General features: G+C 71.9%; 26 protein-coding genes. 5 read left to right on the top strand and 21 right to left on the bottom strand.

All coding sequences use genetic code 11. The features are described 5' to 3' along the window. Nucleotides 1-74 precede the first annotated feature (74 nt). From ACWGUG_RS04180 to ACWGUG_RS04165, 4 genes are read right to left on the bottom strand one after another with little or no spacing between them, the layout of a single operon-like run. Nucleotides 75-1,280 (bottom strand): hypothetical protein, encoded by a 1,206-nt coding sequence (locus ACWGUG_RS04180; RefSeq protein WP_452323915.1) that lies wholly within the window; start codon nt 1,278-1,280, stop codon nt 75-77. Beyond that, complete coding sequence (locus ACWGUG_RS04175; protein ID WP_452324192.1) at nt 1,277-1,537, bottom strand: PqqD family protein; 261 nt, start codon at nt 1,535-1,537, stop codon at nt 1,277-1,279. Before ACWGUG_RS04175 ends, ACWGUG_RS04180 begins: the two co-directional genes overlap by 4 nt. Continuing rightward, nucleotides 1,537-2,406 (bottom strand): 2-nitropropane dioxygenase, encoded by an 870-nt coding sequence (locus ACWGUG_RS04170; protein ID WP_336393784.1) that lies wholly within the window; start codon nt 2,404-2,406, stop codon nt 1,537-1,539. Before ACWGUG_RS04170 ends, ACWGUG_RS04175 begins: the two co-directional genes overlap by 1 nt. A 9-nt stretch (nt 2,407-2,415) precedes the next feature. Further along, nucleotides 2,416-3,327, bottom strand: coding sequence for an alpha-1,2-fucosyltransferase (locus ACWGUG_RS04165; protein WP_452323914.1), 912 nt, complete (start codon nt 3,325-3,327; stop codon nt 2,416-2,418). Between the two features lie 77 nt (nt 3,328-3,404). On the opposite strand from ACWGUG_RS04165, the gene ACWGUG_RS04160 reads away from it, so the two are divergent. Both ACWGUG_RS04160 and ACWGUG_RS04155 read left to right on the top strand, forming a co-directional pair. Further along, nucleotides 3,405-4,307, top strand: a complete 903-nt coding sequence (locus ACWGUG_RS04160; protein WP_378879770.1) for a glycosyltransferase family 2 protein — start codon at nt 3,405-3,407, stop codon at nt 4,305-4,307. Further along, the gene (locus ACWGUG_RS04155) at nt 4,304-5,314 is read left to right on the top strand and encodes a polysaccharide pyruvyl transferase family protein (protein ID WP_336393787.1); all 1,011 of its coding nucleotides are present in this window, start codon (nt 4,304-4,306) and stop codon (nt 5,312-5,314) included. The genes ACWGUG_RS04160 and ACWGUG_RS04155 overlap by 4 nt, the downstream gene beginning before the upstream one ends. A gap of 15 nt (nt 5,315-5,329) precedes the next feature. Here the strand turns inward: ACWGUG_RS04155 and ACWGUG_RS04150 are convergent, their stop codons facing one another. Both ACWGUG_RS04150 and ACWGUG_RS04145 read right to left on the bottom strand, forming a co-directional pair. Continuing rightward, nucleotides 5,330-6,169, bottom strand: a complete 840-nt coding sequence (locus tag ACWGUG_RS04150) for a glycosyltransferase family 2 protein (protein ID WP_452323913.1) — start codon at nt 6,167-6,169, stop codon at nt 5,330-5,332. Nucleotides 6,170-6,182: 13 nt separating this feature from the next. Then, nucleotides 6,183-7,439 carry an acyltransferase family protein gene (locus tag ACWGUG_RS04145; RefSeq protein ID WP_452323912.1) on the bottom strand — a complete coding sequence of 419 codons (1,257 nt, stop codon included), beginning with the start codon at nt 7,437-7,439 and terminating at the stop codon, nt 6,183-6,185. A 90-nt stretch (nt 7,440-7,529) separates the two neighbouring features. Here ACWGUG_RS04145 and ACWGUG_RS04140 point away from each other — a divergent pair, with 90 nt between their 5' ends. Next, nucleotides 7,530-8,639: a hypothetical protein gene (locus ACWGUG_RS04140; protein WP_336393790.1), complete on the top strand. Its 1,110-nt coding sequence runs from the start codon at nt 7,530-7,532 to the stop codon at nt 8,637-8,639. Here the strand turns inward: ACWGUG_RS04140 and cls are convergent. Then, nucleotides 8,620-10,086, bottom strand: a complete 1,467-nt coding sequence (gene cls / locus ACWGUG_RS04135; protein ID WP_336393791.1) for a cardiolipin synthase — start codon at nt 10,084-10,086, stop codon at nt 8,620-8,622. The genes ACWGUG_RS04140 and cls overlap by 20 nt on opposite strands. A gap of 287 nt (nt 10,087-10,373) precedes the next feature. Here cls and ACWGUG_RS04130 point away from each other — a divergent pair, with 287 nt between their 5' ends. After that, entirely contained in the window at nt 10,374-11,192 is an 819-nt protein-coding gene (locus tag ACWGUG_RS04130) for a polysaccharide pyruvyl transferase family protein (protein WP_452323911.1), read from the top strand. Between the two features lie 30 nt (nt 11,193-11,222). Here the strand turns inward: ACWGUG_RS04130 and ACWGUG_RS04125 are convergent, their stop codons facing one another. Next, nucleotides 11,223-11,414, bottom strand: a complete 192-nt coding sequence (locus tag ACWGUG_RS04125) for a hypothetical protein (protein WP_336393793.1) — start codon at nt 11,412-11,414, stop codon at nt 11,223-11,225. Between the two features lie 151 nt (nt 11,415-11,565). Between ACWGUG_RS04125 and ACWGUG_RS04120 the strand changes: the two genes are divergently transcribed. Further along, nucleotides 11,566-12,876 (top strand): DUF4192 family protein, encoded by a 1,311-nt coding sequence (locus tag ACWGUG_RS04120; protein ID WP_452323910.1) that lies wholly within the window; start codon nt 11,566-11,568, stop codon nt 12,874-12,876. Between the two features lie 34 nt (nt 12,877-12,910). On the opposite strand, the gene lysS is transcribed toward ACWGUG_RS04120, so the two are convergent. From lysS to ACWGUG_RS04055, 13 genes are all read right to left on the bottom strand, one after another. After that, nucleotides 12,911-14,434 (bottom strand): lysine--tRNA ligase, encoded by a 1,524-nt coding sequence (gene lysS, locus ACWGUG_RS04115; RefSeq protein WP_378879754.1) that lies wholly within the window; start codon nt 14,432-14,434, stop codon nt 12,911-12,913. 138 nt (nt 14,435-14,572) lie between these two features. Beyond that, nucleotides 14,573-15,418, bottom strand: a complete 846-nt coding sequence (gene panC / locus ACWGUG_RS04110) for a pantoate--beta-alanine ligase (protein WP_336393797.1) — start codon at nt 15,416-15,418, stop codon at nt 14,573-14,575. Further along, nucleotides 15,415-16,131, bottom strand: coding sequence for a DUF2520 domain-containing protein (locus tag ACWGUG_RS04105; RefSeq protein WP_452323909.1), 717 nt, complete (start codon nt 16,129-16,131; stop codon nt 15,415-15,417). Before ACWGUG_RS04105 ends, panC begins: the two co-directional genes overlap by 4 nt. Further along, on the bottom strand, nt 16,128-17,771 hold the full coding sequence (locus ACWGUG_RS04100; protein ID WP_452323908.1) for a PH domain-containing protein: 1,644 nt from the start codon (nt 17,769-17,771) through the stop codon (nt 16,128-16,130). Before ACWGUG_RS04100 ends, ACWGUG_RS04105 begins: the two co-directional genes overlap by 4 nt. After that, nucleotides 17,768-18,346 carry a PH domain-containing protein gene (locus tag ACWGUG_RS04095; protein ID WP_452323907.1) on the bottom strand — a complete coding sequence of 193 codons (579 nt, stop codon included), beginning with the start codon at nt 18,344-18,346 and terminating at the stop codon, nt 17,768-17,770. Before ACWGUG_RS04095 ends, ACWGUG_RS04100 begins: the two co-directional genes overlap by 4 nt. Continuing rightward, nucleotides 18,288-18,785, bottom strand: coding sequence for a DUF3180 domain-containing protein (locus ACWGUG_RS04090; protein ID WP_452323906.1), 498 nt, complete (start codon nt 18,783-18,785; stop codon nt 18,288-18,290). The genes ACWGUG_RS04095 and ACWGUG_RS04090 overlap by 59 nt, the downstream gene beginning before the upstream one ends. Continuing rightward, complete coding sequence (gene folK / locus ACWGUG_RS04085; RefSeq protein ID WP_336393802.1) at nt 18,782-19,363, bottom strand: 2-amino-4-hydroxy-6-hydroxymethyldihydropteridine diphosphokinase; 582 nt, start codon at nt 19,361-19,363, stop codon at nt 18,782-18,784. Before folK ends, ACWGUG_RS04090 begins: the two co-directional genes overlap by 4 nt. After that, nucleotides 19,360-19,755 (bottom strand): dihydroneopterin aldolase, encoded by a 396-nt coding sequence (gene folB / locus ACWGUG_RS04080; RefSeq protein WP_378879737.1) that lies wholly within the window; start codon nt 19,753-19,755, stop codon nt 19,360-19,362. The genes folK and folB overlap by 4 nt, the downstream gene beginning before the upstream one ends. Then, the gene (folP, locus tag ACWGUG_RS04075) at nt 19,728-20,564 is read right to left on the bottom strand and encodes a dihydropteroate synthase (RefSeq protein ID WP_378879734.1); all 837 of its coding nucleotides are present in this window, start codon (nt 20,562-20,564) and stop codon (nt 19,728-19,730) included. Before folP ends, folB begins: the two co-directional genes overlap by 28 nt. Beyond that, nucleotides 20,561-21,163 (bottom strand): GTP cyclohydrolase I, encoded by a 603-nt coding sequence (folE, locus tag ACWGUG_RS04070; protein WP_336393805.1) that lies wholly within the window; start codon nt 21,161-21,163, stop codon nt 20,561-20,563. The genes folP and folE overlap by 4 nt, the downstream gene beginning before the upstream one ends. Before the next feature lie 9 nt (nt 21,164-21,172). Next, the gene (ftsH, locus tag ACWGUG_RS04065; RefSeq protein ID WP_336393806.1) at nt 21,173-23,179 is read right to left on the bottom strand and encodes an ATP-dependent zinc metalloprotease FtsH; all 2,007 of its coding nucleotides are present in this window, start codon (nt 23,177-23,179) and stop codon (nt 21,173-21,175) included. Nucleotides 23,180-23,315: 136 nt separating this feature from the next. Then, nucleotides 23,316-23,867 carry a hypoxanthine phosphoribosyltransferase gene (gene hpt, locus ACWGUG_RS04060; protein WP_336393807.1) on the bottom strand — a complete coding sequence of 184 codons (552 nt, stop codon included), beginning with the start codon at nt 23,865-23,867 and terminating at the stop codon, nt 23,316-23,318. Between the two features lie 9 nt (nt 23,868-23,876). Then, on the bottom strand, nt 23,877-24,329 hold the full coding sequence (locus tag ACWGUG_RS04055; protein ID WP_378879728.1) for a hypothetical protein: 453 nt from the start codon (nt 24,327-24,329) through the stop codon (nt 23,877-23,879). Nucleotides 24,330-24,369 lie beyond the last annotated feature (40 nt).

Here is a 24,369-nt window from a genome sequence, read left to right as displayed (position 1 = left end):
GTCGCGGATTCGTTGCGTGCGCTCCGAAACCTGGACCACGGTCCTCCCGATCGTCGATTCAGTATCGCACTCGATCAGGGGACCAGCTGGGCGGGTTCAGCGGATGCCGCGACCGCCACCCATCCGGCGACGACGAGCAGCAGCATCCCGAGCATCACGCCGATGGCGATGCCGCCGCGGCGGGAGGGGATCGCCTGCGTGGCGCACCCGAACGCCAGGGCCACCAGCGGCAGCACGCCGTACGCCGTGCGGAAGGCGACGTGCCAGCCGAACGTCACCTGCACGAGCCAGGCCGCGACCGAGACCGCCCCGACTACGACCAGGAGCAGCACGGCACCGGGAGCGCAGTCGCGCCGCGCGCGCACGGCGAGCAAGACGCCGCCGGCTGCGATTGCCAGTCCGAGCACGACCACGACGGCGTCGATCCACCAGGGCGCCGAGATCGAGTTGCGCAGGTACTCCGTCGGGAGGAAGAGGTAGGTCAGCGCCGACCGCGCCAGGTGCAGCGGGCCGAGGGCACCCTGTCCGAACTCGTACCCGGCCTGCTCGACGCCGGCCTGGCCGGTCAGATCGCCGTAGAGCAGGAGGTTTCGCACGATCCACCAGCCGCACGCGGCGAGCACGACCGCGCCCGCGGTGAGCGCCATGACGATCCGGCGCCGCACCAGCAGCAGGACGAGCACGATCGCGACCAGCGGCGCGATGCTCAGCTTCGTGAGGATCGCCGCCGAGCCGAGGGCGCCCAGCAGCAGTCCCCACGCCCATGGACGGAGAGCGGGGTGCGACGGATCGACGAAGGGCAGCGCCGCCCACAGCAGCGCGAACGCCCACACCAGGGTCCACGTGTCGTTCTGCACCGAGCCCGCGATGACGGCGAACATCGGATTCAGCGCGATGAAGGCGGTGCCGGTCAGTATCACCACGGGACGGCTCGGGATGCTGCGCACCAGGATCCCCGCCGTCAGCAGGGTCAGCGCGACGGCACCCGCGACCCCGAGCAGCCGGACCGCGAGGAATGCGGCATCCGCATCGCCGACCACGCGCACGAGGACCGCGGCGAGCGCGTAGTAGAGCGGCGTCTGCTGGCCCTGGTACGACACCCCGGGGTCTCCGAGCACCGGAGGTCCGAGGTGCTCGGCGTAGAAGAGGACGTTCGACCAGTGCGCCGGCTCGTCGTAGGGCAGTCCCGCCGGCACCACGAGGGCCGCCGTCATCGCGAGGAGGCCTGCCACGACGGCGAGGACGCCGATCGCGACCGCTGTGGCGCGCGCGCGCATCATGCCTCCCCGTCCTCGACCAGCAGCCGCTGATGCAGCAGCGCGTCGACGAACGCCGACACCTCGGCCTCGACCGTCGCGGGGTCTCCGACGACCTCTTCCGCCAGCGCCGCCACCAGGCCGGAGCGCGGCACGGCGAGGGCATGCGTCCAGATCAGCGCGGCCGTGCCTTCGAGTACCCGGATCGGGCCGTCCGGCAGCTGCGCGATGAACACCTTGCCTTCGTACGCGGTGGCCGCCACGCGAGGACCGACGCGCATCACGGCCGGACCCGCCGTCGCACGCCTGCCACGAGCTCGCGCACCGCGCGCACGGGGCGCATCGCCGTCGCGCGCAGCACCTCGGCACGCGTGGGGCTGCGTCCGAGCTGATGCGTGAGTCGCTCGACGTTGGCCAGCGGTGCGCGCACCACGATGCCGAGCGCCTCCGGCAGCGTGCGGGCCGCCCGCACGCGCGCCCACCATTCCCCCGTGCGCGTGCTGCCCTGGGTGATGCCCTTCCACAGGCGGTAGTCGCGCTCGCCGCGATACCGCTCGAGATCGCCGGTCGCCGCGGCGAAGGCCACGCGCGCGTCGAGTCGCTCCACCAGCGCCGACACCTCCGAGCGATCCAGACCCGGCCGGTCGACCCAGGTGGCGATCGCCCGGGCCGCCCTGCGGGAGCGCACGTCGTTGAGCACCAGGAGCACCGCCTGACCGGTCAGGGAGGGGACGGCGCCGTCGGTCCCCGCGAAATCGCGCGTGCCGTGGTCGCGCCAGAGCTCGTCGAACGCCGCCTCGGGGTCGAGCCGGATGCCGGGGAACATGCGATGAAGGTCCAGGTACCCCCAGTCGGGATGGCGATAGGTCTGCGCGTGGCCGAACGGGGACCCGTAGCGGAACGAGCTGTACACCACCCAGCCGTGCCGCACGAGCTCGTCGTGCAACCGGGGCACGTGGGTGGGTCGCGCCATGACGTCGATGTCGGTCCCCGGCGCCTCTCGCACCCGCAGCGACGTGTCGACGGCGTTCCCCTTGATGTGGAGCAGGTCCGCCCCGGCATCCGATGCGATCACCTGCACGGCCGCGCGTCCGAGCAGCAGCCGCACCGCGAGCGGCACCGAAATCTCGGCCGCCTCGGACTGCTTCACCGTCACACTCTATCCAGCGCCTCGCGCGCCGCCGGAGGGCGATCCGGCGGCGGGATCCTCACGCCCGTCGAAGCCCTCGAGCGCCGTCCATGCCGGGTCGAGCTGGTATGCGTCCCACCCGTCGTCCATCCGCGCGTGGAACCTCGGCATGACCACGTGCGCATCATCGTGGATCGCGTCGGTGACGTAGCCGCCCCAGTACGAGAACGTCGAGTTGGTCCCGATCAGCGTGGGGGCCGAGGCGATCGCCAGGAAGTTCCCGACCGGGTCGCGCTCGGCGTACGAGACCTCCTGCGCCGCGGCGCACAGCATCCCACCCAGATGCTCCCGGCACCACTGCGGATCGTCCGAGACCACGAGGATGGCGGAAGCCGGCCCGATCTCGGCGAGCGCCTCGCGGACGAAGCCCTCGATGTCCATGCCGTACATCGCCCGGAAGCCGTCGTAGGCGTAGTAGTCGCCCCGCCGGACGTTGACGGCGACGGGCGCCGGGGGTGTCGTCGGGATGCCGGGGGCCAGCACCTCGCGGACGAACCGCTGCAGCGCCTCGCGCGTGAAGTCGGTGCCGAAGCGCTGAAGCGCGGCGCCGCCCTTCCATTCGCGTCGATCGTGGAAGCGGAGATCCTGCGTGCGGATCGTGAGTGCGGACAGCGCGGGGAACCGCTCCAGCCAGGGAGTCATGCCCGGAACCTCGAGCACGAGCGTCGGGCGGCCCTCGGCGGTGCGCTGATGGGCGGCGAGCCAGAGGTACAGCCAGTTGCCGAAGCGCATGCCGCCCGGGGTGGCGATCACGGTGCGGTCGCCCCGGCGGAACCGGTCCACGACGTCCGCCGTCGTCCGCCGCGCACGCCAGCGGACATGGGCGATGGCCCTCCGCAGCGGCCGGGACGCCCGCCACACCGACTGCTTGACTGCACCCATCCGGTTCGTCCTCCCGTCTACACTATGCAGGACTCGCCGCGGGAGTCGCGCGAGGCGGGAGCAACCGGGGAGGACGCGTGGACTCGCGGTCGGTCAGCGTCATCATCCCGACGAACCGCGACGGCCGGTACCTGCGCGAGACGGTGGCCTCCGTGCGCGCGCAGACCGCGCCGGTGGGTGAGATCGTGCTCGTCGACGACGGCGCTCCTGCTCCGGGCCTGGCCACCATCGCGGCGGAACTGGGCGTGACGTACGTGCGACAGGATGCCTCGGGCCTGTCCGTCGCCCGCAATACCGGCGTCGCGGCCGCGCACGGCGACTGGATCGCGTTCCTCGACGACGACGACGTGTGGCATCCCGAGCGCATCCGGAGCCAGCTCGATGCGCTCGCCGCGGCTCCGGAGGCCATCGCCGCATACACCGGCGGGTGGTACATGGACGCCGAAGGGCGGCCGTTCGGCGCGGGGTGGCCCGCGCCCGCGGCATCCGCTCGTGACATGCTCTCGGGCGCGGTGACCTTCCCCCGCATCACGACCCTGCTGATCAGCCGCAGCGCGTACACGGGCGTCGGCGGATGCCGCTCCGAGATGGAGCCCGCCGAAGACAACGAGCTCATCCTGCGGCTGCTGCAGCGCGGGGAGTTCGCCGCCGTCGACCGGCAGCTCGTCGGCTACCGCCGGCACAGCGCCAACGTCACCAACCGCGGGCTGCCGGGGAGGAAGGCCGCCGTGCGCGGCCTGCGCGGGCAGCTTCGCGCCGCGCGGCGCGGTGACCGCGAGCTGGCGACCCTGCTCAGGCAGAATCTCCGGCGCTATCGGCGTCATGCCGCGGCGGAGAACCTCGGCGAGCTCGCCGCGGCCGCGCGGGCAGGACGCGGGCGCTATGTCGCCGCGCTGTCCTGGTGGGCGGTCGGGAGCGCGCCGCTCGAGTCGGCCGAGGCGGTCGTGCTCCGGGTGCGCGGCCGCAAGGCGTCCGCGTGAGCGGCCGTCAGGTCCAGGAAGATCTCCAGCGGGATTCGCTGAGCGCACTCGGCGGCCTGCTCGAAGCGGGGCGTCCCGTGGCGCTGGTCGACTTCCCGCTGCACGACAACGCCGGCGACTCACTCATCTACCTGGGTGAGCGCGCCTACCTGCGACGGCTCGGCCTGCCATTGCGCTACCAGACGACGGCCGGGAGATACCGGCCGGCCGATCTCTCGGCGCTGCACCCCGACGGGCCGATCCTCCTCCACGGCGGCGGGAACTTCGGCGACCGGTGGGCGCTGTTCCAGCACTTCCGCGAGCGGGTGATCGCCGACTTCCCCGGCCGTCGCATCGTCCAGCTTCCGCAGAGCATCGAGATGACCCCCGGCACCGCGGAGCGCGTGCGCGCCGCCTACCTCGCACATCCTGACCTCACGGTGCTCCTGCGGGACACGCGCAGCATGAGACGCGCCGCGGAGCTGCTCCCCGGTGTGAACGCGGTGTACTGCCCCGACCTCGCGTTCGGATACGAGCCGAGCAGGGCGCAGCGCCCGCGCGTCGACGTCCTGGAGCTGCGCCGCCGCGACGGCGAATCGACGGGTGAGACGCTCGTCGACTCCGTCGGGTCGTGGTCGCGGCGCACCGTCGACTGGAACTACTCGCCGCTCGAGAGGGCGACATGGAGCCTCGCCAAGGCACCCGGGTCGGTGGCCAAACGCGTTCCCGCGACGATGCCCCGGTTCTATCGCGCGCTGGTCGACCCCGGGTACGCGCTGGCCGCCCGAACGCTTGTGCGCGCCGCCGAGCGCACCCTGCTGCAGGGCCGGGTGGTCGTCACCGACCGGCTTCACGCGGCCGTGCTCGCCACCATCCTCGGAAGACCGGTCGTGGCCAGAGACAATGCCAACGGCAAGCTGGCGGCCGCCTTCGGCGACTACCTGGCGCGGTTCCCGACGGTCCGGTTCGCCCGCAGCGCCGCCGACGCCGCCGCCGCCGTGGACGAACTGCTGCGCCGCGCCGGGTGATCCGCCGGATGCCGGCTACGTCGGGAGACGCCGCATCGTGCGCTCGAGCAGTGTCCGCTGCCACGCGGACAGGCCCGCCGATCGAGCCGTGAGGCGTTCGCGGAGCTCCCGGCCCGCGGCCTCGCTCTCGGGCGAGTCCACGCCGAGGGCCGGAAGCCAGGTCGTGTCGAGATCGAGCGTCGTCCGCACGAACTCGCGGTAGGACTGCGCGAGTCTCGCATCGGCACTGACCTGTCGCGTGTACTCGCCCGACACCGACACCTGACCGGCGTGGCGCCGGTAGGCGAGGGCGGGCAGGGCCATCCGCCGCATCGGCACGCCGGCGGTCGCCGCGCGCAGCCAGAGGTCGTAGTCCTCGGCGAGGACGTCGCGGTAGCCGCCGGCCCGCTCGACCGCTCGCCGCGTGGCGAGCATCGTCGGATGCATCACCACGCACATGACGGCCAGGTGCAGGGGGAGCGCCGCGGTGGCGATCCCGACGGGCGCCGACGGCGACACCCGCAGCGGCGACGTGCGGAACCGCACGACGGACGAGAACAGGATGCCGCTGCGCCCTTCTCGGAGCGCCGCCGACTGCACGGCGAACCGCCACGGCAGGCAGATGTCATCGGCATCCATGCGTGCCACGAGTCGGCTGTCGGTGCGATCGGTCAGCTCGCGCAGCGCCGCGCCGACCCCGAGCGGGCGATCGCTGCGGATCAGCCGCACGCGCCGGTCCCGGATCCGCTCGATCACGCTCACCGTCGCGTCGGTGGACGCGTCGTCCCAGATCACGAGCTCCGCGTCGCGCGGCAGGGCCCGCAGGGTCGAGGCCACCGCATGGCTCACCGTGGCCTGGCCGTTGCGTACCGGCATGAGTACCGACAGTTCAGGCACTCGGCGGCCGATCTCCCCCGGCGGGACGCGGAGCATCGCCCGCGTCGCCGTCTGCAGCGATGTCGGTCGCAGAGGCTTCCGCCGCGCCGGGCGCCTCGACCACCGGGGCCGGGACGGGTGCCCGACTGGAGGGCACCCGCTTCGCCCACGTGATGCACGGCCGCTCCACGGTGACGAAGAGCAGCAGACCGACCCCGAGCACCGCGGCGAAGCCGACGGTCCACAGCAGGATGAGCAGCAGCACGCCTTCGGGCACGCGGAGGAACTTCTGCAGGAACTCCGAGGCGTACCAGAGGGTCGGCTGGTGGATGAGGAAGAGGCTGTACGACCGGTAGCCGAGCCAGGACACCGGCCGCCATGCGAAAGCCGCCCCGAACGGGCGCACTGTGAGCACGAGGACGATGAGTCCGCCGAACAGCACCGACAGCCCGAAGTCGCGGATGGGCAGCACCGTCCCGCGGAAGAAGGGCTCGGTGGCGACGAAGTAGGCCGCGACCATGACGGCGAGCACCGCGACGGCGTGCGGCGGTCGCACGCGGCCGGCGACGCGGAAGCCCACCACCGCGGCGAGCATGCCGAAGGCGAACTCGGTCAGCCGGCCGAGGCCCGAGGCGGCCCAGAGGAACACGACGGAGAATCCGGCGTCCCCCAGGAAGAGGTCGACGCCGATGCGGAAGAGCACCGATACGACGATGGCGCCCACGATCGCGCGCAGCCCCCACCGGGCGGCGGCGAGCATCACCAGCGGGAAGAGCAGGTACAGCTGCATCTCGAGGGCCATCGTCCACAGGCTGCCGTTGATCGTCGACCAGTACTGAGGGAAGAACATGTGCGTGAAGGTGACGTGGCTCAGCACGTCGCCGATGCTCGGCCACGGCTGCCACGAGGCCTCGCGACCGAGCGCCTTCATCATCACGACCAGCGCCTGCGGCAGCAGGATCGCGTACGCGAGAGCGGCGTAGTAGGGCAGCACGATCCGGCGCAGGCGCCGATTCAGGTACGGCCGCGTCCGGAATCGCCCGAGGCGCGACGGATCACGGGCGAACGGCAGGAACAGCACGAAGCCCGTCAGGACCACGAAGAAGTCCGGACGGATGTTCTGGGCCACCACGGTGGAGATCACCGGGATGTCCGGCGCCCCCGCGAACTGCCACGAGTGGAACGCGAACACCAGCAGGAACGCCAACGCGCGCAGGCCGTCGATGGCCGCGATGCGCTCCGTTCGCTCCCCAGCAGGTGCGGATGTCACCGCACCAGCGTAGAGCACCGGTTTTTCGCGCCTGTTTCCGTCCGGGAAGGGCGGGATCGGCACGGGTCCGCCCTCGCCTACACTGCGAGGATGACCGCGATGCTTCACGTCAGCGCCATCGGCACGACGGTCGCCATCGACCTGTCGAGGCTCGACGCCGGCGACGCCGACGCGGTGCGGGCGGCGTGGGCGGATGCCGCCACCGACCCCGCCGACGAGCCCGCGGCGATCGTGGTCCCCCGCGCGGGGATCCGCACCCGCATGCTGCAGGCGCTGTCGCAGCAGGTCACGCGCGCCGCGATCGACGCCCGGCGGAGGGATCTGTGGATGCTGCACGCGGCGGGGATCGCGTCACCCGAGGGAGACGTCGTCGCCTTAGTCGGGCCGTCCGGGCGCGGGAAGACGACCGCATCGCGTCGGCTGGGGCAGCACTACGGCTACGTCTCCGATGAGACGATCGGCATCGCACGCGACGGCGGGGTGGTCGCCTACCGCAAGCCGCTGTCGATCATCGAGGAGCCGTTCGCCCCCAAGGTGGAGCGCTCCGCGTCGTCGGTCGGACTCGGTCCGATCCCCGGCGAGCTGCGCGTGCGCGCCATCGTCCTGCTCCACCGGGACGCCGCCCACGACGGCGCCCCCGCTGTCCGCCGGGTCGAGCTGGCGGATGCGCTCGACGACCTCGTGACCCAGTCCAGCCACCTCGCCGAGCGCCCCGACTCGCTGCGGTTCATCGCCGCGGTCGCGGAGGCGACCGGCGGCATCCGCGCCGTGCGCTACCGCGAGGCCGGCGACCTGTCCGAGATCGTGCCCGGTCTCTTCGCCGGCGCAGCGGCCGCACCGGTGGTCGCCCCGGCCATAGTGCGGGAGCCGGCGGGTCCCCCGTCCATCCCGGGCGGCTCCCCCGGCGAGGTCCTCTTCTCGCGTGCGGCGTGCGTCGACGAGCTCGAGCTCGCGGGCGCCGACCGCATCGCCGTGCTGACGAGCGACGCGGTCGGCCGCGGCACCGTGCGCGTCCTGGACGGGATCGCGCCGACACTGTGGGCCGCGGCATCCGGCGTCCCCCTCGATGCGCTCGTCGCGGCCGCCACCGCGGCGCACGGCGCCCCCGACGGCGCCGATGCCAGCGCACTCGTGCGGGCGGCGGTGGACCGGCTCGTGGTCGAGGGGCTGCTGAAGGTCTCTACTGCAGCGCGGACGTGAGGCGCGCGAGGTTGTCGAGGATGGTGGAGCGCAGCGGCTGCTTCTCCCACTCCTCCAGCGTGAGCTCACGCGACTGCGACCGGTACATGTCCTCGACGCCGCGCATCTGACGCACGAACTCCTCGCCGCGCACCAGCATCGAGATCTCCATGTTGAGACCGAACGAGCGCATGTCCATGTTGCTCGAGCCGATGATGGCGACCTCGTCGTCGATGGTGAGGCTCTTGGTGTGCAGGATGTACGGCCTCTTGTACATCCAGATCTTCACGCCGGCACGCAGCAGCGCCTCGTAGTAGCTGCGCTGCGCGTGGTACACGATCGCCTGGTCGCCCTCCTCCGACACGAACAGCTCGACGTGGATGCCGCGCTGGCACGCCGTCGTGATCGCCAGCAGCAGCGCCTCGTCGGGCACGAAGTACGGGCTGACCACGATGATCTTGCGCTGCGCCGCGTAGAGCAGGCCCGCGAACAGCTTGAGGTTGTTCTGGAACTCGAACCCGGGGCCCGACGGCACGATCTGGCAGTCGAGGTCCCCCGGACCGCTCCTGACGTCGAAGAGGTCGACGTCGTCGGTGAGCACCTCGTCGGTCTCGCTGTACCAGTCGCTCAGGAAGACGGCGTTGACGGATGCCACGACCGGGCCCTCGATGCGCGCCATCAGGTCGACCCAGTGAAGGCCGCGCCGGATGTTCTTGCGCAGGTTGTAGGTCGAGTCGGTCACGTTCTGCGAGCCGGTGAACGCGACCCGTCCGTCGACGACGACGAGCTTGCGGTGGTTGCGCAGGTCGGGTCGCTGATACTTGCCCTTCAGCGGCTGGACCGGGAGCATGAGGCGCCAGTGCGCCCCCATCGCGTCCAGGCGCTTGATCGTCTGCCGGTACTTCGGCTTGCCGCGGTTGGCCCAGTGGTCCAGCAGCACCCGCACCGGCACGCCGCGCGCCGCGACCTCCTCGAGCGCGCGGAAGAAGTTGTCGGTCGACTCGTCCGCCTGGAGGATGTAGAACTCGACGTGCACGTACCTCTCGGCCGCGCGGATCGCGTCGGCCATGGCATCCAGGCTCTCCTGGTAGTCGGAGATGATCTGCGCGGAGTTGTCGCCCGCGAGCGGCATCGCGCCGAGGTTGCGGTTGAGCGTGACCAGCGACGTGAACCACGACGGGGCGTGCGGGCGCAGCGTGCCGAAGTCCAGCGAGGCGCTGGTGTCGTGGATGTACTCGTTGATGCGCTCCTGCTTGCGCCGGCGTTTGCGCGGCAGCCGGGGGTTGCCGATCAGCAGGAACAGGAACACACCGATGATCGGAATGAAGTAGATCGCGAGGAGCCATGCCATCGCCGCGGTCGGACGCCGGTTGCGCGGCACGATGATGATCGCCGCGATGCGGATCGTCAGATCGAGCAGGAGGACGAGCACCGCCCACCACGTCGCATCGAACGTGATGGTGATCATCGGCGGAGGCCTCTCGCATCGCGGTCGGGACGGGTGAGGCCAGCGTATCGGGGGCCGGACGACAAGCCGTGCATCGGCAGTGGCGGCGGACGGGCCGGCCGCGACGGGTGCGGTCGCCGCATGTGCGAGGATCGCACCGTGACCGGAAGCGTACGCGCCCATCGCGCCGGAGAGCCCAGCCGGTGAGGGCGCCGTCCTACACGTCTCCGCTGCGCCGCCGAGTGCGAGCGGCCGGCGCATTCGCGAGCGCGGCGGCTCGTCCTCGGATGTGGCGGACCGGCCGGTTCGTGTCCGCCTACTGGTGGGAGGACGTGCAGAACTTCGGCGACGGCCTGACGTCGTGGCTCCTTCCTCACTACGGCTTCCTCCCGGTCCGGCAGCTCCTCCCGCGGGCCAGGCTCGTCGGCGTCGGCAGCCTGCTGCAGCGCCTCGACGCCGGCTACACGGGCGCGATCTGGGGCGCGGGCGCCATCCGCGACGACCCTCGCCCGCTGCCCGAGGCGCACGTGCTGGCCGTGCGGGGACGCCACAGCGCCGACGTGATCGGCGCCCGCGGCGCCTTCGCGCTCGGCGACCCCGGCGTGCTCGTCAGCCGCATCGCCCGGCGGCCACGGGTGCGGTGGGACGTCGGGATCGTCCCGCACTACACGCACCGGGACAGCTCGGTGATCGCCGCGCTGCAGCGCCGGGGCGGCGAGGCGGTGCGGGTGATCGACGTGCGCCGGAGCGCAGCGGCGGCGACACGCGAGATCGCCGCGTGCTCGGTCGTGCTCACGTCATCGCTGCACGGCCTGATCGTGGCCGACTCCTACGGGATCCCCGCCGCGTGGACGTCGCTGGAGCCGCCGCTCAACGGCGGCGACTTCAAGTTCCACGACTACGAGAGCGTCATCTCGCCGGGGACCAGCCGCTTCCTCGCCGTAGATCACGACACGACGGTCGAGTCGCTGCGTCGCCACGCGCGCCCGGCTGATGCCGGCATCGTCGCGGGCGTGGGCGACGCGCTCGAGCGGGCCCTCGGCGGCCTGGACGAGGCGATCGGGCCGCTGCCCCGGTTCCCGTTCGAGCTGGCGGGGGTCCGCCCGCGGGCGGCGGCGAACTCCTGACGCGGTGACGCGCCGAGCGGGCTCAGCGCGTCAGTGGTCGGCGGGGGCGCCGGTCGGAGCGGGCGGCAGTCCGCGCTTGGCGCGCTCCTGCGCCTCCACCTTGGCGTACAGACGCCGCTCGTTGCGGTCCGCGCGCATCGCGCTGCGCATGACGTAGAAGAAGATCAGCGAGACGACGACGGTCGGCAGGAGCGTCCACAGCACCGCGACCCAGTAATCCATGCCATCCAGGATACGCCGTCCCCCGCGGCCTCCTGCCGCCGGCCGACCGGGGCTCCTCCCCAGGCCTGTGCGCAGGCGGCACCGGCGCGGAGTTTCCTCGAACGGCGGATCCGGCTCCTGCCCCTCTGCGCGTCCCGCGAGAGTCGTCCGCATGACCCCCGCAACAGTCGTCAAGGCCGCCGACGCGGCGCAGTTCCTGTCGTTCGTCCCCCTCATGCTGGGCTACCACCCTTCCGAGAGCCTCGTCGTGATCCCGTTCCAGGGCGCCCGCAGCCTGGGCGCCATGCGATTCGATCTGCCTGCCGGGGGCGAGACCGACGGCGTCGCCGCCACCGTCATCGGCCTGGCATGCCGCCTGCCCGAGGCCGACGCCGTCGCCGCGATCGCGTACACCGGCGCACGGTTCGAAGACCGCGACAGGATGCCGCACCGCGAGCTCTTGGACGCCCTCGACCGCCGCGCGCATGCCTGCGGGCTGCGCGTCACCGACCTGCTGTGCGTGGCCGCCGACGGCTGGGGCTCGGCGCTCGACTCCCACCTCCCTGCGTCCGGACGGCCGCTGTCGGATCTCGAGGGCGCCGGCACGCAGCTGCAGGGGATGCGTGCGGCGGACGGCGATCAGGCGAGCGGCGCCGAGCTGCCGGAGTGTCCACCGGGCGAGCAGGAGCGGGTGGCGCGCGCGCTGACGGCGCTCGACGACGCGGTCGAGGTGCTGTGCGGGCCGGATGCCGTCGCCGGCGGTCGCCTCCGCGGAGCGCCTGGGGTGTCGACGGCACCCCTCCCGGAGGCGGCGCACGCACCCGAGGCGGCGCCCGCACCCGACGATCGCGCTCCGGCGGCCGGGCACGCGTGCGACCTCGGGCCGGTGCCCGGCCCGATCTTCGGCGACGCCGACGAGGGCGACCCGGCACCGGATTCGAACACCCGGATCGACCCGCGCGCCCTCGGCACCGCATGCCGGCTCGACGACCTCCCGGGCCTCTTCGAGGACGCGCTCGAACAGCGGCCCGCAGGGCGCGACGCCTACGACTCCGCGGCCCTGGTGTGGTGCCTCGCACGGCCGTCGCTGCGGGATGTCGCGCTCGTGCAGTGGAGCGGGAACCTCGCCGACGGGGATGAGGCGCTGGACGCCCAGCTGCGGTGGGAGTCCGGCGAGGAGTACCCGGCGCACCTCGCGATGCGGATGTGGGGGGAGGGCGACACTCCCGACGTCGCCCGCCTGGAGGTGGCGCTGGAGGTGTGCCGTCACGCCGCGGCCGTGGCCCCGCGCGAGGCGCGACCCGGTGCGCTCGCCATGTGCGCGTGGCTGTCGTGGGCGCTCGGCCGGTCTACGCACGCCGCGGCGTACGCGGGGATGGCGTGCGAGATCGAGCCGGAGCACGGCCTGTCGCAGATCGTGCTGTCGTTCGTGCAGGCCGGGCATCTGCCCGACTGGGCGTTCCGCCGTGGCGCACCCCGATGACGACGGCGACGCGACGCGCCGAGACCCGACGGATCTACTTGACCAGCGGGAAGAGGATCGTCTCGCGGATGCCGAGCCCCGTGATCGCCATCAGCAGGCGGTCGATGCCCATGCCCATGCCACCGGTGGGCGGCATACCGTGCTCGAGCGCGCGCAGGAACTCCTCGTCGATGCGCATCGCCTCGAGGTCGCCGCGCGCCGCGAGCTTGGCCTGCTCCACGAACCGCTCGCGCTGGATGACCGGGTCGACGAGTTCGGAGTACCCGGTGGCCAGCTCGAAGCCGCGCGTGTAGAGGTCCCACTTCTCGACCACGCCGGGGATCGAGCGGTGCTCGCGCACGAGGGGGCTGGTGTCGAGCGGGAAGTCCATGACGAACGTGGGGCGGTCCAGGCCCGGCTTGACGAAGTGCTCCCACAGCTCCTCGACGAGCTTGCCGTGGATGGCGTGCGGCGGAAGGTCGACGCCCTCCGCCTCGGCGAGCGCGACGAGCTCAGCGAACGACGTCTCGGGGGTGATGCTGCGCCCCACCGCCTCCGACAGCGAGTCATACATCGACAGGCGGTCCCACTGGCCGCCCAGGTCGTACTCGGTCCCGTCCGCCCAGGTCACGGTCGTCGAGCCGGCCACCGCCACCGCGGCGTTCTGGATGAGCTCCTGCGTCAGGTCGGCGATCCCGTTGTAGTCGCTGTACGCCAGGTAGGCCTCGAGCATCGCGAACTCGGGGCTGTGCGTGGAGTCCGCGCCCTCGTTGCGGAAGTTGCGGTTGATCTCGTACACGCGGTCGATGCCGCCGACGACGGCGCGCTTGAGGAACAGCTCCGGCGCGATGCGCAGGTACAGGTCGGTGTCGAACGCGTTGGAGTGGGTGATGAACGGGCGAGCGGATGCCCCGCCGTGCTGCACCTGCAGCATCGGCGTCTCGACCTCGAGGAAGCCGTGCGACCCGAACGTCTCCCGCAGGCTGGCGTTCACCTTCGCGCGCGCCACCACGGTGTCGCGCGCACGGTCGCGCACGATGAGATCGAGGAAGCGGCTGCGCACGCGCGTCTCCTCGCTGAGCTCGGAGTGCAGGTTCGGAAGCGGCAGCACGGCCTTGGACGCCACGCGCCACTCCGACACCATGATCGACAGCTCACCCCGCCGGCTCGAGATGACCTCGCCCGACACGAAGACGTGGTCCCCGAGGTCGACGAGCTCCTTCCACGCCTGCAGGGACTCGTCACCGACGGCGGCGAGCGAGACCATCGCCTGGATGCGGCTGCCGTCGCCGGACTGGAGCGTCGCGAAGCACAGCTTGCCGGTGTTGCGGCTGAAGACGATACGACCCGCAACGGCTGCCGTGACGCCGGTCTCGGCACCCGCCTCGAGGTCGCCGAAGCGCTCGCGGAGCGCGGGGATGGTGTCGGTGATCGGAAGGCTCACCGGGTACGCGCCACCCGAGGCATCCGTCCGCTCGGCGATCAGTCGCTCGCGCTTTGCCAGCCGCACGGCCTTCTGCTCGAAGACTTCGGCTTCGGTCGGCTCGGCGGTCTCGGCGGGCGAGGTCGTGTCGGTCACGGATGGGCTCCTCGGTGGGGATGTTCGCCGCAGAACGCGGACTCCCAAGTCTATCGAGCGCCACCTCCGCCCTGTCCGAGCGTGCGTCACGGCGGTGACGGGCCCCGCGGACGCCTGCCGCCCGCTCCCGCCCCCGTCTCAGCCCAGGTAGATGTCCGCGTTGTCGATGAAGCGGTGACCGGCCACCGTCGCGGCGATGAGCGCGACCGCCGGCCCGCTGCTGCCTTCGTCGACGGGGAGGAAGGTCGACGGGTCGACCACGCTGAGGTACTCGAGGCGGATGCGCTGCTCCCCCATGAGCGCCGACTGCGCGGCCGCGATGCAGGCGTCCACGCCCCGGTCGGCGTTCGCGGCGGCGGCGTCGAGGGCGGCGGGGAGCAGGGCCGCCGCGGCGAGGTCGCGCGGCTCGAGCATGCCCATGCGCGTGGACACCGGCAGCCCGTCGTCGCCTCGCACCGTCTCGACGGTCGCGACGTCGACGTCGAAGTAGAGGTCGCGGATCATGCGGCGCACCAGGAACACCCGCTGCCGGTCGCGCTCGCCGTAGACGGCGACGTCCGGCTGCACGAGGTGGAAGAGCTTCGCCTCGACGGTGAGGAGCCCGTCGAAGTAGAAGGGGCGCGCACGCCCTTCGTAGCGCAGGCCCAGGTCGCCGGCGCTGACCTTCGTCGTGGCGGACCCGTTCGGCAGCAGCTCGGACGCGTCCGGGGCGAACACGATCTCGACGCCGAGCGAGCGCAGCAGCTCGCCGTCCTCGTCGGGCGTGCGGGGGTAGGCGGCATACTCGGCCGGAGTGGCGAAGCGGAGCGGATTGACGAACACCGAGACCACGACGACGTCGGCGACCTCGCGCGCACGGTGGACGAGATCGATGTGCCCGTCGTGGAGGGAGCCGATGGTGGAGATGAGCGCGACGCGCGCTTCCGGTCTGGCGGCGCGGACCTCGGCCATCCGGGCGCGCAGCCCGTCGACGGTGCTGATCATCCTTGGATCGTAGCGGGGGGCTCGTCCACGGGACCGGACCCGGCCTCCGCGAGGGCGTGGTCGATCGTCGTGTGCGCGAGCGAGTACAGGTAGGACCCCGGCTGCGGGATCCCCGCCTGGGCGAGGAGCGCCGCCGCCTGGCGGACGATGGACCGGGAGAAGTCCCGGGCGGTCGCGATCGCCTCCCCGTACGCCGGCCGCGCCTGTTCCTCGACCACCACCGGCTCGCAGCCGAGTTCGACCGCCAGCGCCTGTGCGATGGGAAGCACGGGCCCGGGCGCCGTCACCGCGGCGTACGAGCTCGACAGCGCACGGAGGTCCATGGTTGTCCCGGTGAACTCGATCGCGGGGTGCACCGCGAGCGGGATCGCGCCCTTCGCGACGGCGGGGGTGAGGACGGCCGTGCCCCAGCTCGGGTCGGTGTGCAGCACCAGCTGCCCCGGCTGCCACGCGCCGATCTCGGCGAGACCGGCGACGAGCCCCTCGAGCTGGTCGTGGGGCACCGCGATGATGACGAGCTCGCTGCGGCGGACGACCTCCGTCGCATCCAGGACGGGCACGCCCGGGAGGACCGCCTCGACCCGCTCCGAATCGGAGCCCGCGGTGATCCCGACGACCGCATGCCCGACGCCACCCAGGGCGGCGCCCACCACCGGCCCGACCCGCCCGGCGCCGATGATCCCGACGCCGAGCCTTCCGTCTCTCGACCTCACGCGTCCCCCTCTCCGGCGTGGGGCGTCATCGCCGGCGTGGGCGGCGCGTCCGCCTCGTCCTGGGCCCAGCGGTGCGTGCGATCGGCGAGGGCCGCGCGCACCGAGCCGCGTGCGACGTCGTCGAAGAGCGTCAGCGCGCTGTCGCGGTCGACGGCGGCGAGGAAGGGCGACACCGGACCGGCGACGACATGCGCCCGCACGTTGGTCACGCGCGTGGCGCGGTCGAGCGGCCCCTGGTACAGCCCGAAGCTCTGCAGCCGCGCCAGCGGCAGGATGACGAGCCGGCGCCACACGACGCCCCGCCGCATCAGCAGCACGTCGCCGGTGAGGCGGAAGCCGTTCCGGCGATACGACAGCGGCCTGATCCACCAGGCACGCCGGGGGGTGTTCGTGAAGGTGTCGTCCTCGCCGGGCCCGAACATGCCCTCCTGCACGACGAGCGCCCTCTCGTCGTCGGGGAGCGACGGCTGCAGCAGCCGCAGCACGCGCTCGACGTCCGCCGCCGTGCCGACCGGCAGCACCGTGGTGAACTGGTCGGTCGACGCCTCCGTGACGCTGCGGCCGGTCAGGCGGTTGATGCGGACGGTCCACCAGCCGGCGGGGCGCCAGAGGATCGGCTGCGTCACCTCCACGGCGTGCACGCGTCCAGGCGGGACGATCTCGGTGATGGTGGTGAAGAGTCCGAAGGTGATCCGCACCCCGTCGGGGGTGGGTGCGATCGAGTACCGCAGGGAGCGGACGATGGAGCGCACCCAGTAGGCGCCGATGCCGATGATCGCCGGCACGAAGGCGAAGAGCAGCCACGTCACGCCCTGGCTGACGCCGACCATGACCGCGATGACCGCGAGCACCAGCACGAGCGTGGACATGCTGACGACGTGGGATGCCACGAGCCGGCCGAGCGGGATGTTCACGACCGACTCGACCTCGGCCACCGGGGCCTCCGGCCCCTCGATCATGCCCGTCAGCTCGCGTCCGACCCGCTGCCCGAGGGATGCCGCCCTGCCCTCGTGGCGGGGATCCGCCGGCGGGCTCGCCGCGGCGAGCCGGCGCCCCGAGGCCAGGCGGAGGATGTCGGCGCGGACGGCCTCGGCGTTCGCGGTCGACAGGTACTCGAGCTTGACGTTGGCATCCGTCCCCGCCCCGACCACCTCCAGCTTCGCCATGCCCAGGAGACGGGCGATCATCGGGCGCGTCAGGTTGACGCCCTGCACGCGATCCAGCGGCGCGCGCCGCTGCGTGCGGAACAGGATGCCGCTGCGCACCTCGACGTCGTCCTCGGTGATCCGGAAGGTGTGGAACCGCCACGACGTGTAGAACACCGCCACGACGACGATGAGAACGGCGAGCACCGCGAGGCCGGCCATCACGTAGAGGTTGTTCGCGATGATGAAGTCGATAGGGTCGCCGCCGGCGCCCTCCCACTCCCCCACCTCGGATTCGATGTCGGGGGCGAGCCAGGGCAGGAAGACGAACACGAGCCGGTCGCGCAGGTTCGCCAGCACGATGCCGATGACCACGATGAGGAACAGCCCGCCCCGCAGGAGCGGGGTGAGCGGATGCAGCCGGTGCCATTCGCCGTCGCTCAGGGGCGAACGGACCAGCTGCGGCGGCGGCGCACTGGGCCCGACGGAGGTCATAGGCCCGTGCGCCGGCTCTCGGCGACCTGCACCAGGTGGTCGCGGAGCGTCTCGGCGGTCGACTGCTCCAGACCGGGGATCGTCACGCCGGTCGCCGCGGCCGCGGTGACGAACTTCAGCTGCGCGATGCCGAAGCCCCGGTCGAGCGGACCGTGGGTGATGTCGATGAGCTGCATGCGGCCGTACGGCACGGCCACGAAGCGCTGCCAAAGGATGCCGCGGCGGAAGACCAGGTCGTCCTCGCGCAGCTGGTACCCGATCGAGCGGGCCTGCCGCGGCAGGATCGCGAGCGTCCACCCGAGGATCACCGTCATGATCGCCCCGGGGATCCACGCCCAGAGCTGGTGCATGAGCAGCGTCAGGACCAGGGTGGCGGCGATCACGATCAGGAGGAACGAGCCCGACGAGATGTACTGCACCTTGACGTACTTCGGCGAGATCTGGTGCCAGACGCCCTCCGCGAGGACGAGGCGGTTCTCCGAGCGCGGCTCGACGATCCGGTCGTAGGTCCCCGCCTCAGTGGCCGTGGATGCGCGGCTCGAGTCCGGGGTCGTCGCCTCCGGGCTGTTCGTCATCGTCGTCCTTCCGGATCGTGCACAGGTGCTCCGCGACCAGACCGGCGACGACCAGCAGGGCGCCGCACACGGTCGTCGCGATGACCGTTCCCAACGAGCCTAGCGACGGCGGGACGGGCCGGGTCGCGAGGAAGATCCACAGGCCCGCGCCGAGCCCGCCGATGACGGCGCCGACGATGCTGGACGCCTTGGCGAGCATCGCGATGCGCACCGCGCGGAACGGATTCACCGCGGTCGTCGATCCGCCGCGCGTCGCCCGGCGGATCGGCACCGCCAGCGCCACGACCACCGCGCCGAGCAGCAGGAGCAGGATCGGCAGGGTGACGGCGGGGGTGAACGTCGGGCGGCCCGCCGACGTCAGCAGCTGGTCCAGGAGGAAGCCGGCCGCCACGCCGAGGGCGGCGGCGAGGAGCAGGACGCCCGCGCTCGTGCGCCTCATCGCGCCGCCTCGTCGGTCGATCGCCGGTTCGCCCCCCGCAGCCGACCGAGAGCCTCGTCCACGCGACCGGTGCCCGGCAGTATCGCGTCGGGGTCCACGGCGAGCCACGGCCCGAGCACGAACTCGCGCTCGGCCGCCCGGGGGTGGGGGAGCAGGAGCCGCGGGTCGTCGCTGACCAGGTCGCCGTAGGCGATCAGGTCGAGGTCGAGCGTGCGGTCCTCCCACCCGGGCTCGTTCGCGGATCGCCGCCCGGATCGCGTGCGGCCGTGCCGCTCCTCGATGGCGTGGAGGTAGCCCAGCAGCACCGAGGGCGCCAGGCGCGTGGTGAGGATCGCCACCGCGTTCAGGTACGCCGGGGCCGCGGCATCCGGCCCGTCCTGCTTCACCGCGACCGTCTCGATGGGTTCGGACACCCGCACGGCGCCGACGAGCGGCACGCGCGCGAGCTCCTTGATCGCCGTGGACATCGTCTCTGCGCGATCGCCGAGGTTGGCACCGAGAGCGACGACGGCTTCGACGGCATCGCGGCGGCGGCGCGCGGTGTCGCCCTCGAAGCCCTGCGCGAGGCGGCGGCTCACGGTGCCACCGCCCGAGGGGCATCGTCCGGTCGCGCGCGGCGGATCGTCACCGACACGTCTGAGAACGGCACCGGGATCGGCGCCTGAGGCTTGTGGATCGTCACGGACACCATCTTCACGAGGTCGTAGGCGAGCAGGTCGTCGGCGATCCGCGCGGCAACACTCTCGAGGAGGTTGAGGGGCTCGCCCGCCACGATCGCGGCGATGCGCTCGGCGGCGTCGCCGTAGTGCACCGTGTCGGTGACGTCATCGGATGCCGCAGCCGCCGCCGTGCTCAGGTACAGCGTGGCGTCGACCACGAACTCCTGGCCCTGACGCCGCTCCTCGGGGAGCACCCCGTGGTACCCGAAGGCGCGGACGCCTGTCAGGGTGATCTCGTCGACGAAGTCCATCGGATCCCTTCCCGCCAGCCGCGCGCCACGATGAGAGCATCGCGGGTCGCGGCGACATCGTGCACGCGCACGGCCCACACCCCCGCCTCGGCGGCCAGGGCGCTGGTGACCGCGGTGGCGAGGTCGCGGCGGGCCTCGTCGACGTCGGCGGGGTCGACCTCGAGCGCCTCCGCGAGGAACCGCTTGCGGCTCGTCCCCACCAGCAGCCGGGGTCCGAGACCGACGAGCCGGTCGAGGTCGTGCAGCACGGCCCAGTTCTGCGCGCCCTTCTTGCCGAACCCGACTCCGGGATCGAGGATCACGCGCGACGGGGCGATGCCGGCGGATGCCGCGGCCTCGACCCGCCCCCGGAGCTCGCGCACGACCTCGTCGACGACGTTCTCGTACTGCGCGCGCGCGTACATGTCGGCCGAGTGGCCGCGCCAGTGGCCGAGCGCGACGTCGGCATCCGTCGGCGCGACCGCGGCGAGGAGGTCGGGGTCGGCGAGGCCACCGGAGACGTCGTTGACGATGCGGGCGCCGGCCTCGACGGCGGCCACGGCCGTCGACGCGTTCATGGTGTCGATGCTCACCACGGCACCCGCCTCGGCGAGCGCGCGCACGACCGGGAGGACGCGGTCCTGCTCCACCCGCGGGTCGACGCGCTCGGCACCGGGACGGGTGGACTCACCGCCGACGTCGAGGATGTCGGCGCCCTGTGCGCGCAGCAGCAGTCCGTGGGCGACGGCGGCCTCGGCATCCGCATAGCGTCCGCCGTCGCTGAACGAGTCGGGCGTGACGTTCACGATGCCCATGATGAGCGTCGTCATCCGCGCGCCCCTGATCTGGCCGCGCCCATCAGCGCGACCAGCTCGGCGCGGGCGGCAGGCTCGGCGAGCTCGCCGCGCGCGGCGATCGTGACAGTCGAGGCATCCGGCTGTCGTCCACCGCGCATCGTCACGCATTCGTGGGTCGCCTCGAGCACGACCAGCACCCCGCGCGCATCGAGGGACGCGGCGATCACGTCGGCGATCTGCTCGCCGAGGCGCTCCTGCACCTGCGGTCGAGACGACAGGATGTCGACGACCTTCGGCAGCGCACCCAGCCCGACCACCTGCTCGCCGGGGAGGTACGCCAGGTGTGCGTGGCCGCGGAAGGGCAGCAGGTGATGCTCGCAGACTGATCGGAACAGGATGTCGCGGAGCATGACGGCGCCGGACGGGAGCGTGTCGGGTGCCGGTCCGCGGGTCACCGAGATGGTGTGCGCGAGCGGGGCGGAGGCATCCTCTCCGACGCCCGAGAAGAACTCCGCGTAGGCGTCGGAGACGCGCGTCGGGGTCAGCTTCAGCCCGGGGCGCTCGGGGTCCTCACCGATCGCCTCGAGCAGCTCACGCACGAGCGCGGCGACGCGCTCACGATCGACGGCCACGGGCCGAGCCTACGCGGTCGCGGGCCGCGCCTGCCCGCTGGGGCGACGCTTGGGCGCCTTCTCGGCCGCCGGCTGCTCGGCCTCGACGCTCGCGGCGAGGCCGGCCTCGTCGCGGCGGTGCGGCACGTCCACCGGCGGCAGCGACGACGGCGGCCGCTGCTCGCTGGAGAGCCACTGCGGGCGCGGAGGGAGGCGCTTGACGTCCTTGAAGATCTCGGCGAGCTCGATGTGGTCCAGCGTCTCCTTCTCGAGGAGCGCCAGCGCCAGCGTGTCGAGCACGTCGCGGTTGTCGTTGATCACCTGGTAGGCCTCGTTGTGGGCCTGCTCGATGAGGTCGCGCACCTGCGCGTCCACCCGCTCGGCGATGCGCTCCGAGAAGTCGCGCCCGTGACCCATGTCGCGGCCCATGAAGACCTCGCCCGAGGACTGACCCAGCTTGACCGGTCCGATGTCGCCGGTCATGCCGTACTCGGTGACCATCTTGCGGGCGATGCTGGTCGCCTTCTCGATGTCGTTCGATGCGCCGGTGGTCGGGTCGTGGAAGACGATCTCCTCGGCGACGCGGCCGCCCATCGCGTACGCGAGCTGGTCCTGCAGCTCGTTGCGCGTGACGGAGTACTTGTCGTCCAGCGGCAGCACCATCGTGTAGCCGAGTGCCTTCCCGCGGGGCAGGATCGTGACCTTCGTCACCGGGTCGGTGTGGTTCATCGCCGCCGCCGCGAGGGCGTGGCCGCCCTCGTGGTAGGCCGTGATGAGCTTCTCCTTGTCCTTCATGACGCGCGTGCGGCGCTGAGGGCCGGCCAGCACGCGGTCGATCGCCTCGTCGAGCGCGCGGTTGTCGATGAGCTGCGCGTTCGAGCGGGCGGTGAGGAGGGCGGCCTCGTTGAGGACGTTGGCGAGGTCGGCGCCGGTGAAGCCGGGCGTCTTGCGGGCGACGACCTCGAGGTCGACGCCGTCGGCGAGGGGCTTGCCGCGGCCGTGCACCTCGAGGATCTTGGCGCGACCCTTGAAGTCGGGCGCGTCGACGCCGATCTGACGGTCGAAGCGGCCGGGGCGCAGAAGGGCCGGGTCGAGGATGTCGGGGCGGTTGGTGGCCGCGATCACGATGACGTTGACCTTGGGGTCGAAGCCGTCCATCTCGACGAGCATCTGGTTGAGCGTCTGTTCGCGCTCGTCGTGACCGCCGCCCATGCCGGCGCCGCGGTGGCGGCCGACCGCGTCGATCTCGTCGATGAAGATGATGGCCGGGGAGTTGTCCTTGGCGGTGTTGAACAGGTCGCGCACGCGGCTGGCGCCGACGCCGACGAACATCTCGACGAAATCCGAACCCGAGATCGAGTAGAACGGCACCCCCGCCTCACCCGCGACGGCGCGGGCGAGGAGCGTCTTGCCGGTTCCGGGAGGGCCGTACAGCAGCACGCCCTTCGGGATGCGGGCGCCGACGGCCTGGAACTTCGACGGGTCCTTCAGGAAGTCCTTGATCTCCTCGAGCTCCTCGATGGCCTCGTCGGAGCCGGCGACGTCCTGGAAGGTGACCTGCGGCATCTCCTTGGTCACGAGCTTGGCGCGCGACTTGCCGAACTGCATGACCTTGCTGCCGCCGCCCTGAGCGCTGGAGAGCAGGAACCAGAAGAGCAGGCCCAGAAGGAGGATCGGCAGGAGCAGCGAGATGAAGCCGTCGAACCAGGTCGCGCGCGGGACGGCGTCGTTGAAGCCGTCCTCGGGCTCGGCCGCGTTGATCGCCTCGACGACCTCGTCGGCGCGCGCGGAGACGTAGTAGAACTGCACGTCGCTCGCGCCGTCGTACTCCTTCGACAGCGTCATGTCGACGCGCTGATCGCCGTCGGTGTTGACGACCTCGGCGACGGTGTCACCGGCGAGGAGCTCGAGCCCCTCCTGCGTGGAGATCTGCTTCGCGCCGTTCAGGCTCGAGATGAGCGAGAAACCCACGATGAGGAAGACCCCGATCAGCAGGACGTAGAAGAGCGGATTGCGTGTGATCTTCTTGAAGTCCATGGTGCGGGCGAGAGCCCGACCCCTTTCGTCGACGTTCCGCCGCAGACGGAAAGGGCCCGTCGACGGTTGAATCAGGGTATCGCGGGCTTCCTAGGCGCTGACTGTGCATTCGCCCCGGGCGTAATCGGCGGGGGCGTCAGGAATAGACGTGCGGGGCCAGCACGGCGACGTCGCGGAGGTTGCGGTACCGCTCGGCGTAGTCGAGGCCGTAGCCGACGACGAACTCGGTCGGGATGTCGAAGCCGACGTACTTGCAGCGCACCTCGACCTTGGCCGCCTCGGGCTTGCGCAGCAGGGCGAAGACCTCGACGGATGCCGCGCCGCGGGCCGCGAAGTTCTCCAGCAGCCAGCTGAGGGTCAGACCGGAGTCGATGATGTCCTCGACGATGAGCACGTGCTTGCCGAGGATGTCGGTGTCGAGGTCCTTGCGGATCTGCACGACGCCGCTGGACTTCGTGCCGGCACCGTAGGACGACACGGCCATCCAGTCCATCGGCGCGAGCATCTTCAGTGCCCGCGAGAAGTCGGCCATGACCATGACGGCGCCCTTGAGGACGCCCACCAGCAGGAGGTCCTTGCCCTCGTAGTCCTCGGCGACCCGGGCGGCGACCTCCTCGAGCTTGGCCTGGATCTCCTCCTCGGTGACGAGGACTTCCGTGATCTCGCTGGAGACGTCTGCCGCACGCATGCGACGAGTCTACGGGGCGGTGGCGGCCGAGCCGCGAACGGTCTGAGGGCTTACGACGAGGACCTCGACGACCTCCGCCATCTCGGGTCTCGTCCTGACCCAGGTGACCTCGATGTACCACTGGTCGCCGTCCACCTCGCGCCGGAAGCCGTCGGCGATGCGGTCCCCGCCCTCGGTCTCGCGCACGCGGGCCTGGCGCCACCCGTCGGACTCCAGTGACGCCGCGATCGCCGCGGCGGCGTCGGCGGAGGCATCCGTCTGCGGAGCCAGGTTGACGCTCTCGCGCGCCTGCCACCAGGCGGGATCGGATGCCGCAGCTGATCCCTCGCTCGGGCCGAAGCGCGGCTCGGACTCGCTGAAGCCCGAGGCGGGAGCGAGGTCGTCGGGGATCAGCGCGACGGTGTCCTCGAGAAGCCGATCGGCCTCAGCGTGGTACTCGTCGAGCCGGCTTTCTGGCGTCATGCTGCATCCTCCGAGGGGGAGTGCGAAGAAGACCGCGGCG

Source organism: Microbacterium sp. NPDC055455 (assembly GCF_053619935.1).
This window is presented reverse-complemented; position numbering and strand designations above follow the sequence as displayed.

What these genes read in the sequence shown, in the direction of transcription:
- ACWGUG_RS04090 (WP_452323906.1), bottom strand. Translation starts at nt 18,785, where the DNA reads ATGAGGCGCACGAGCGCGGGCGTCCTGCTCCTCGCCGCCGCCCTCGGC.
- ACWGUG_RS04175 (WP_452324192.1), bottom strand. Translation starts at nt 1,537, where the DNA reads ATGCGCGTCGGTCCTCGCGTGGCGGCCACCGCGTACGAAGGCAAGGTG.
- panC (WP_336393797.1), bottom strand. Translation starts at nt 15,418, where the DNA reads ATGATCAGCACCGTCGACGGGCTGCGCGCCCGGATGGCCGAGGTCCGC.
- ACWGUG_RS04055 (WP_378879728.1), bottom strand. Translation starts at nt 24,329, where the DNA reads ATGACGCCAGAAAGCCGGCTCGACGAGTACCACGCTGAGGCCGATCGG.
- ACWGUG_RS04180 (WP_452323915.1), bottom strand. Translation starts at nt 1,280, where the DNA reads ATGATGCGCGCGCGCGCCACAGCGGTCGCGATCGGCGTCCTCGCCGTC.
- cls (WP_336393791.1), bottom strand. Translation starts at nt 10,086, where the DNA reads ATGATCACCATCACGTTCGATGCGACGTGGTGGGCGGTGCTCGTCCTC.
- hpt (WP_336393807.1), bottom strand. Translation starts at nt 23,867, where the DNA reads ATGCGTGCGGCAGACGTCTCCAGCGAGATCACGGAAGTCCTCGTCACC.
- ACWGUG_RS04095 (WP_452323907.1), bottom strand. Translation starts at nt 18,346, where the DNA reads ATGACGAACAGCCCGGAGGCGACGACCCCGGACTCGAGCCGCGCATCC.
- ACWGUG_RS04140 (WP_336393790.1), top strand. Translation starts at nt 7,530, where the DNA reads ATGACCGCGATGCTTCACGTCAGCGCCATCGGCACGACGGTCGCCATC.
- ftsH (WP_336393806.1), bottom strand. Translation starts at nt 23,179, where the DNA reads ATGGACTTCAAGAAGATCACACGCAATCCGCTCTTCTACGTCCTGCTG.
- ACWGUG_RS04125 (WP_336393793.1), bottom strand. Translation starts at nt 11,414, where the DNA reads ATGGATTACTGGGTCGCGGTGCTGTGGACGCTCCTGCCGACCGTCGTC.
- ACWGUG_RS04150 (WP_452323913.1), bottom strand. Translation starts at nt 6,169, where the DNA reads ATGCCGGTACGCAACGGCCAGGCCACGGTGAGCCATGCGGTGGCCTCG.
- ACWGUG_RS04120 (WP_452323910.1), top strand. Translation starts at nt 11,566, where the DNA reads ATGACCCCCGCAACAGTCGTCAAGGCCGCCGACGCGGCGCAGTTCCTG.
- folB (WP_378879737.1), bottom strand. Translation starts at nt 19,755, where the DNA reads ATGGACTTCGTCGACGAGATCACCCTGACAGGCGTCCGCGCCTTCGGG.
- folP (WP_378879734.1), bottom strand. Translation starts at nt 20,564, where the DNA reads ATGACGACGCTCATCATGGGCATCGTGAACGTCACGCCCGACTCGTTC.
- ACWGUG_RS04165 (WP_452323914.1), bottom strand. Translation starts at nt 3,327, where the DNA reads ATGGGTGCAGTCAAGCAGTCGGTGTGGCGGGCGTCCCGGCCGCTGCGG.
- ACWGUG_RS04100 (WP_452323908.1), bottom strand. Translation starts at nt 17,771, where the DNA reads ATGACCTCCGTCGGGCCCAGTGCGCCGCCGCCGCAGCTGGTCCGTTCG.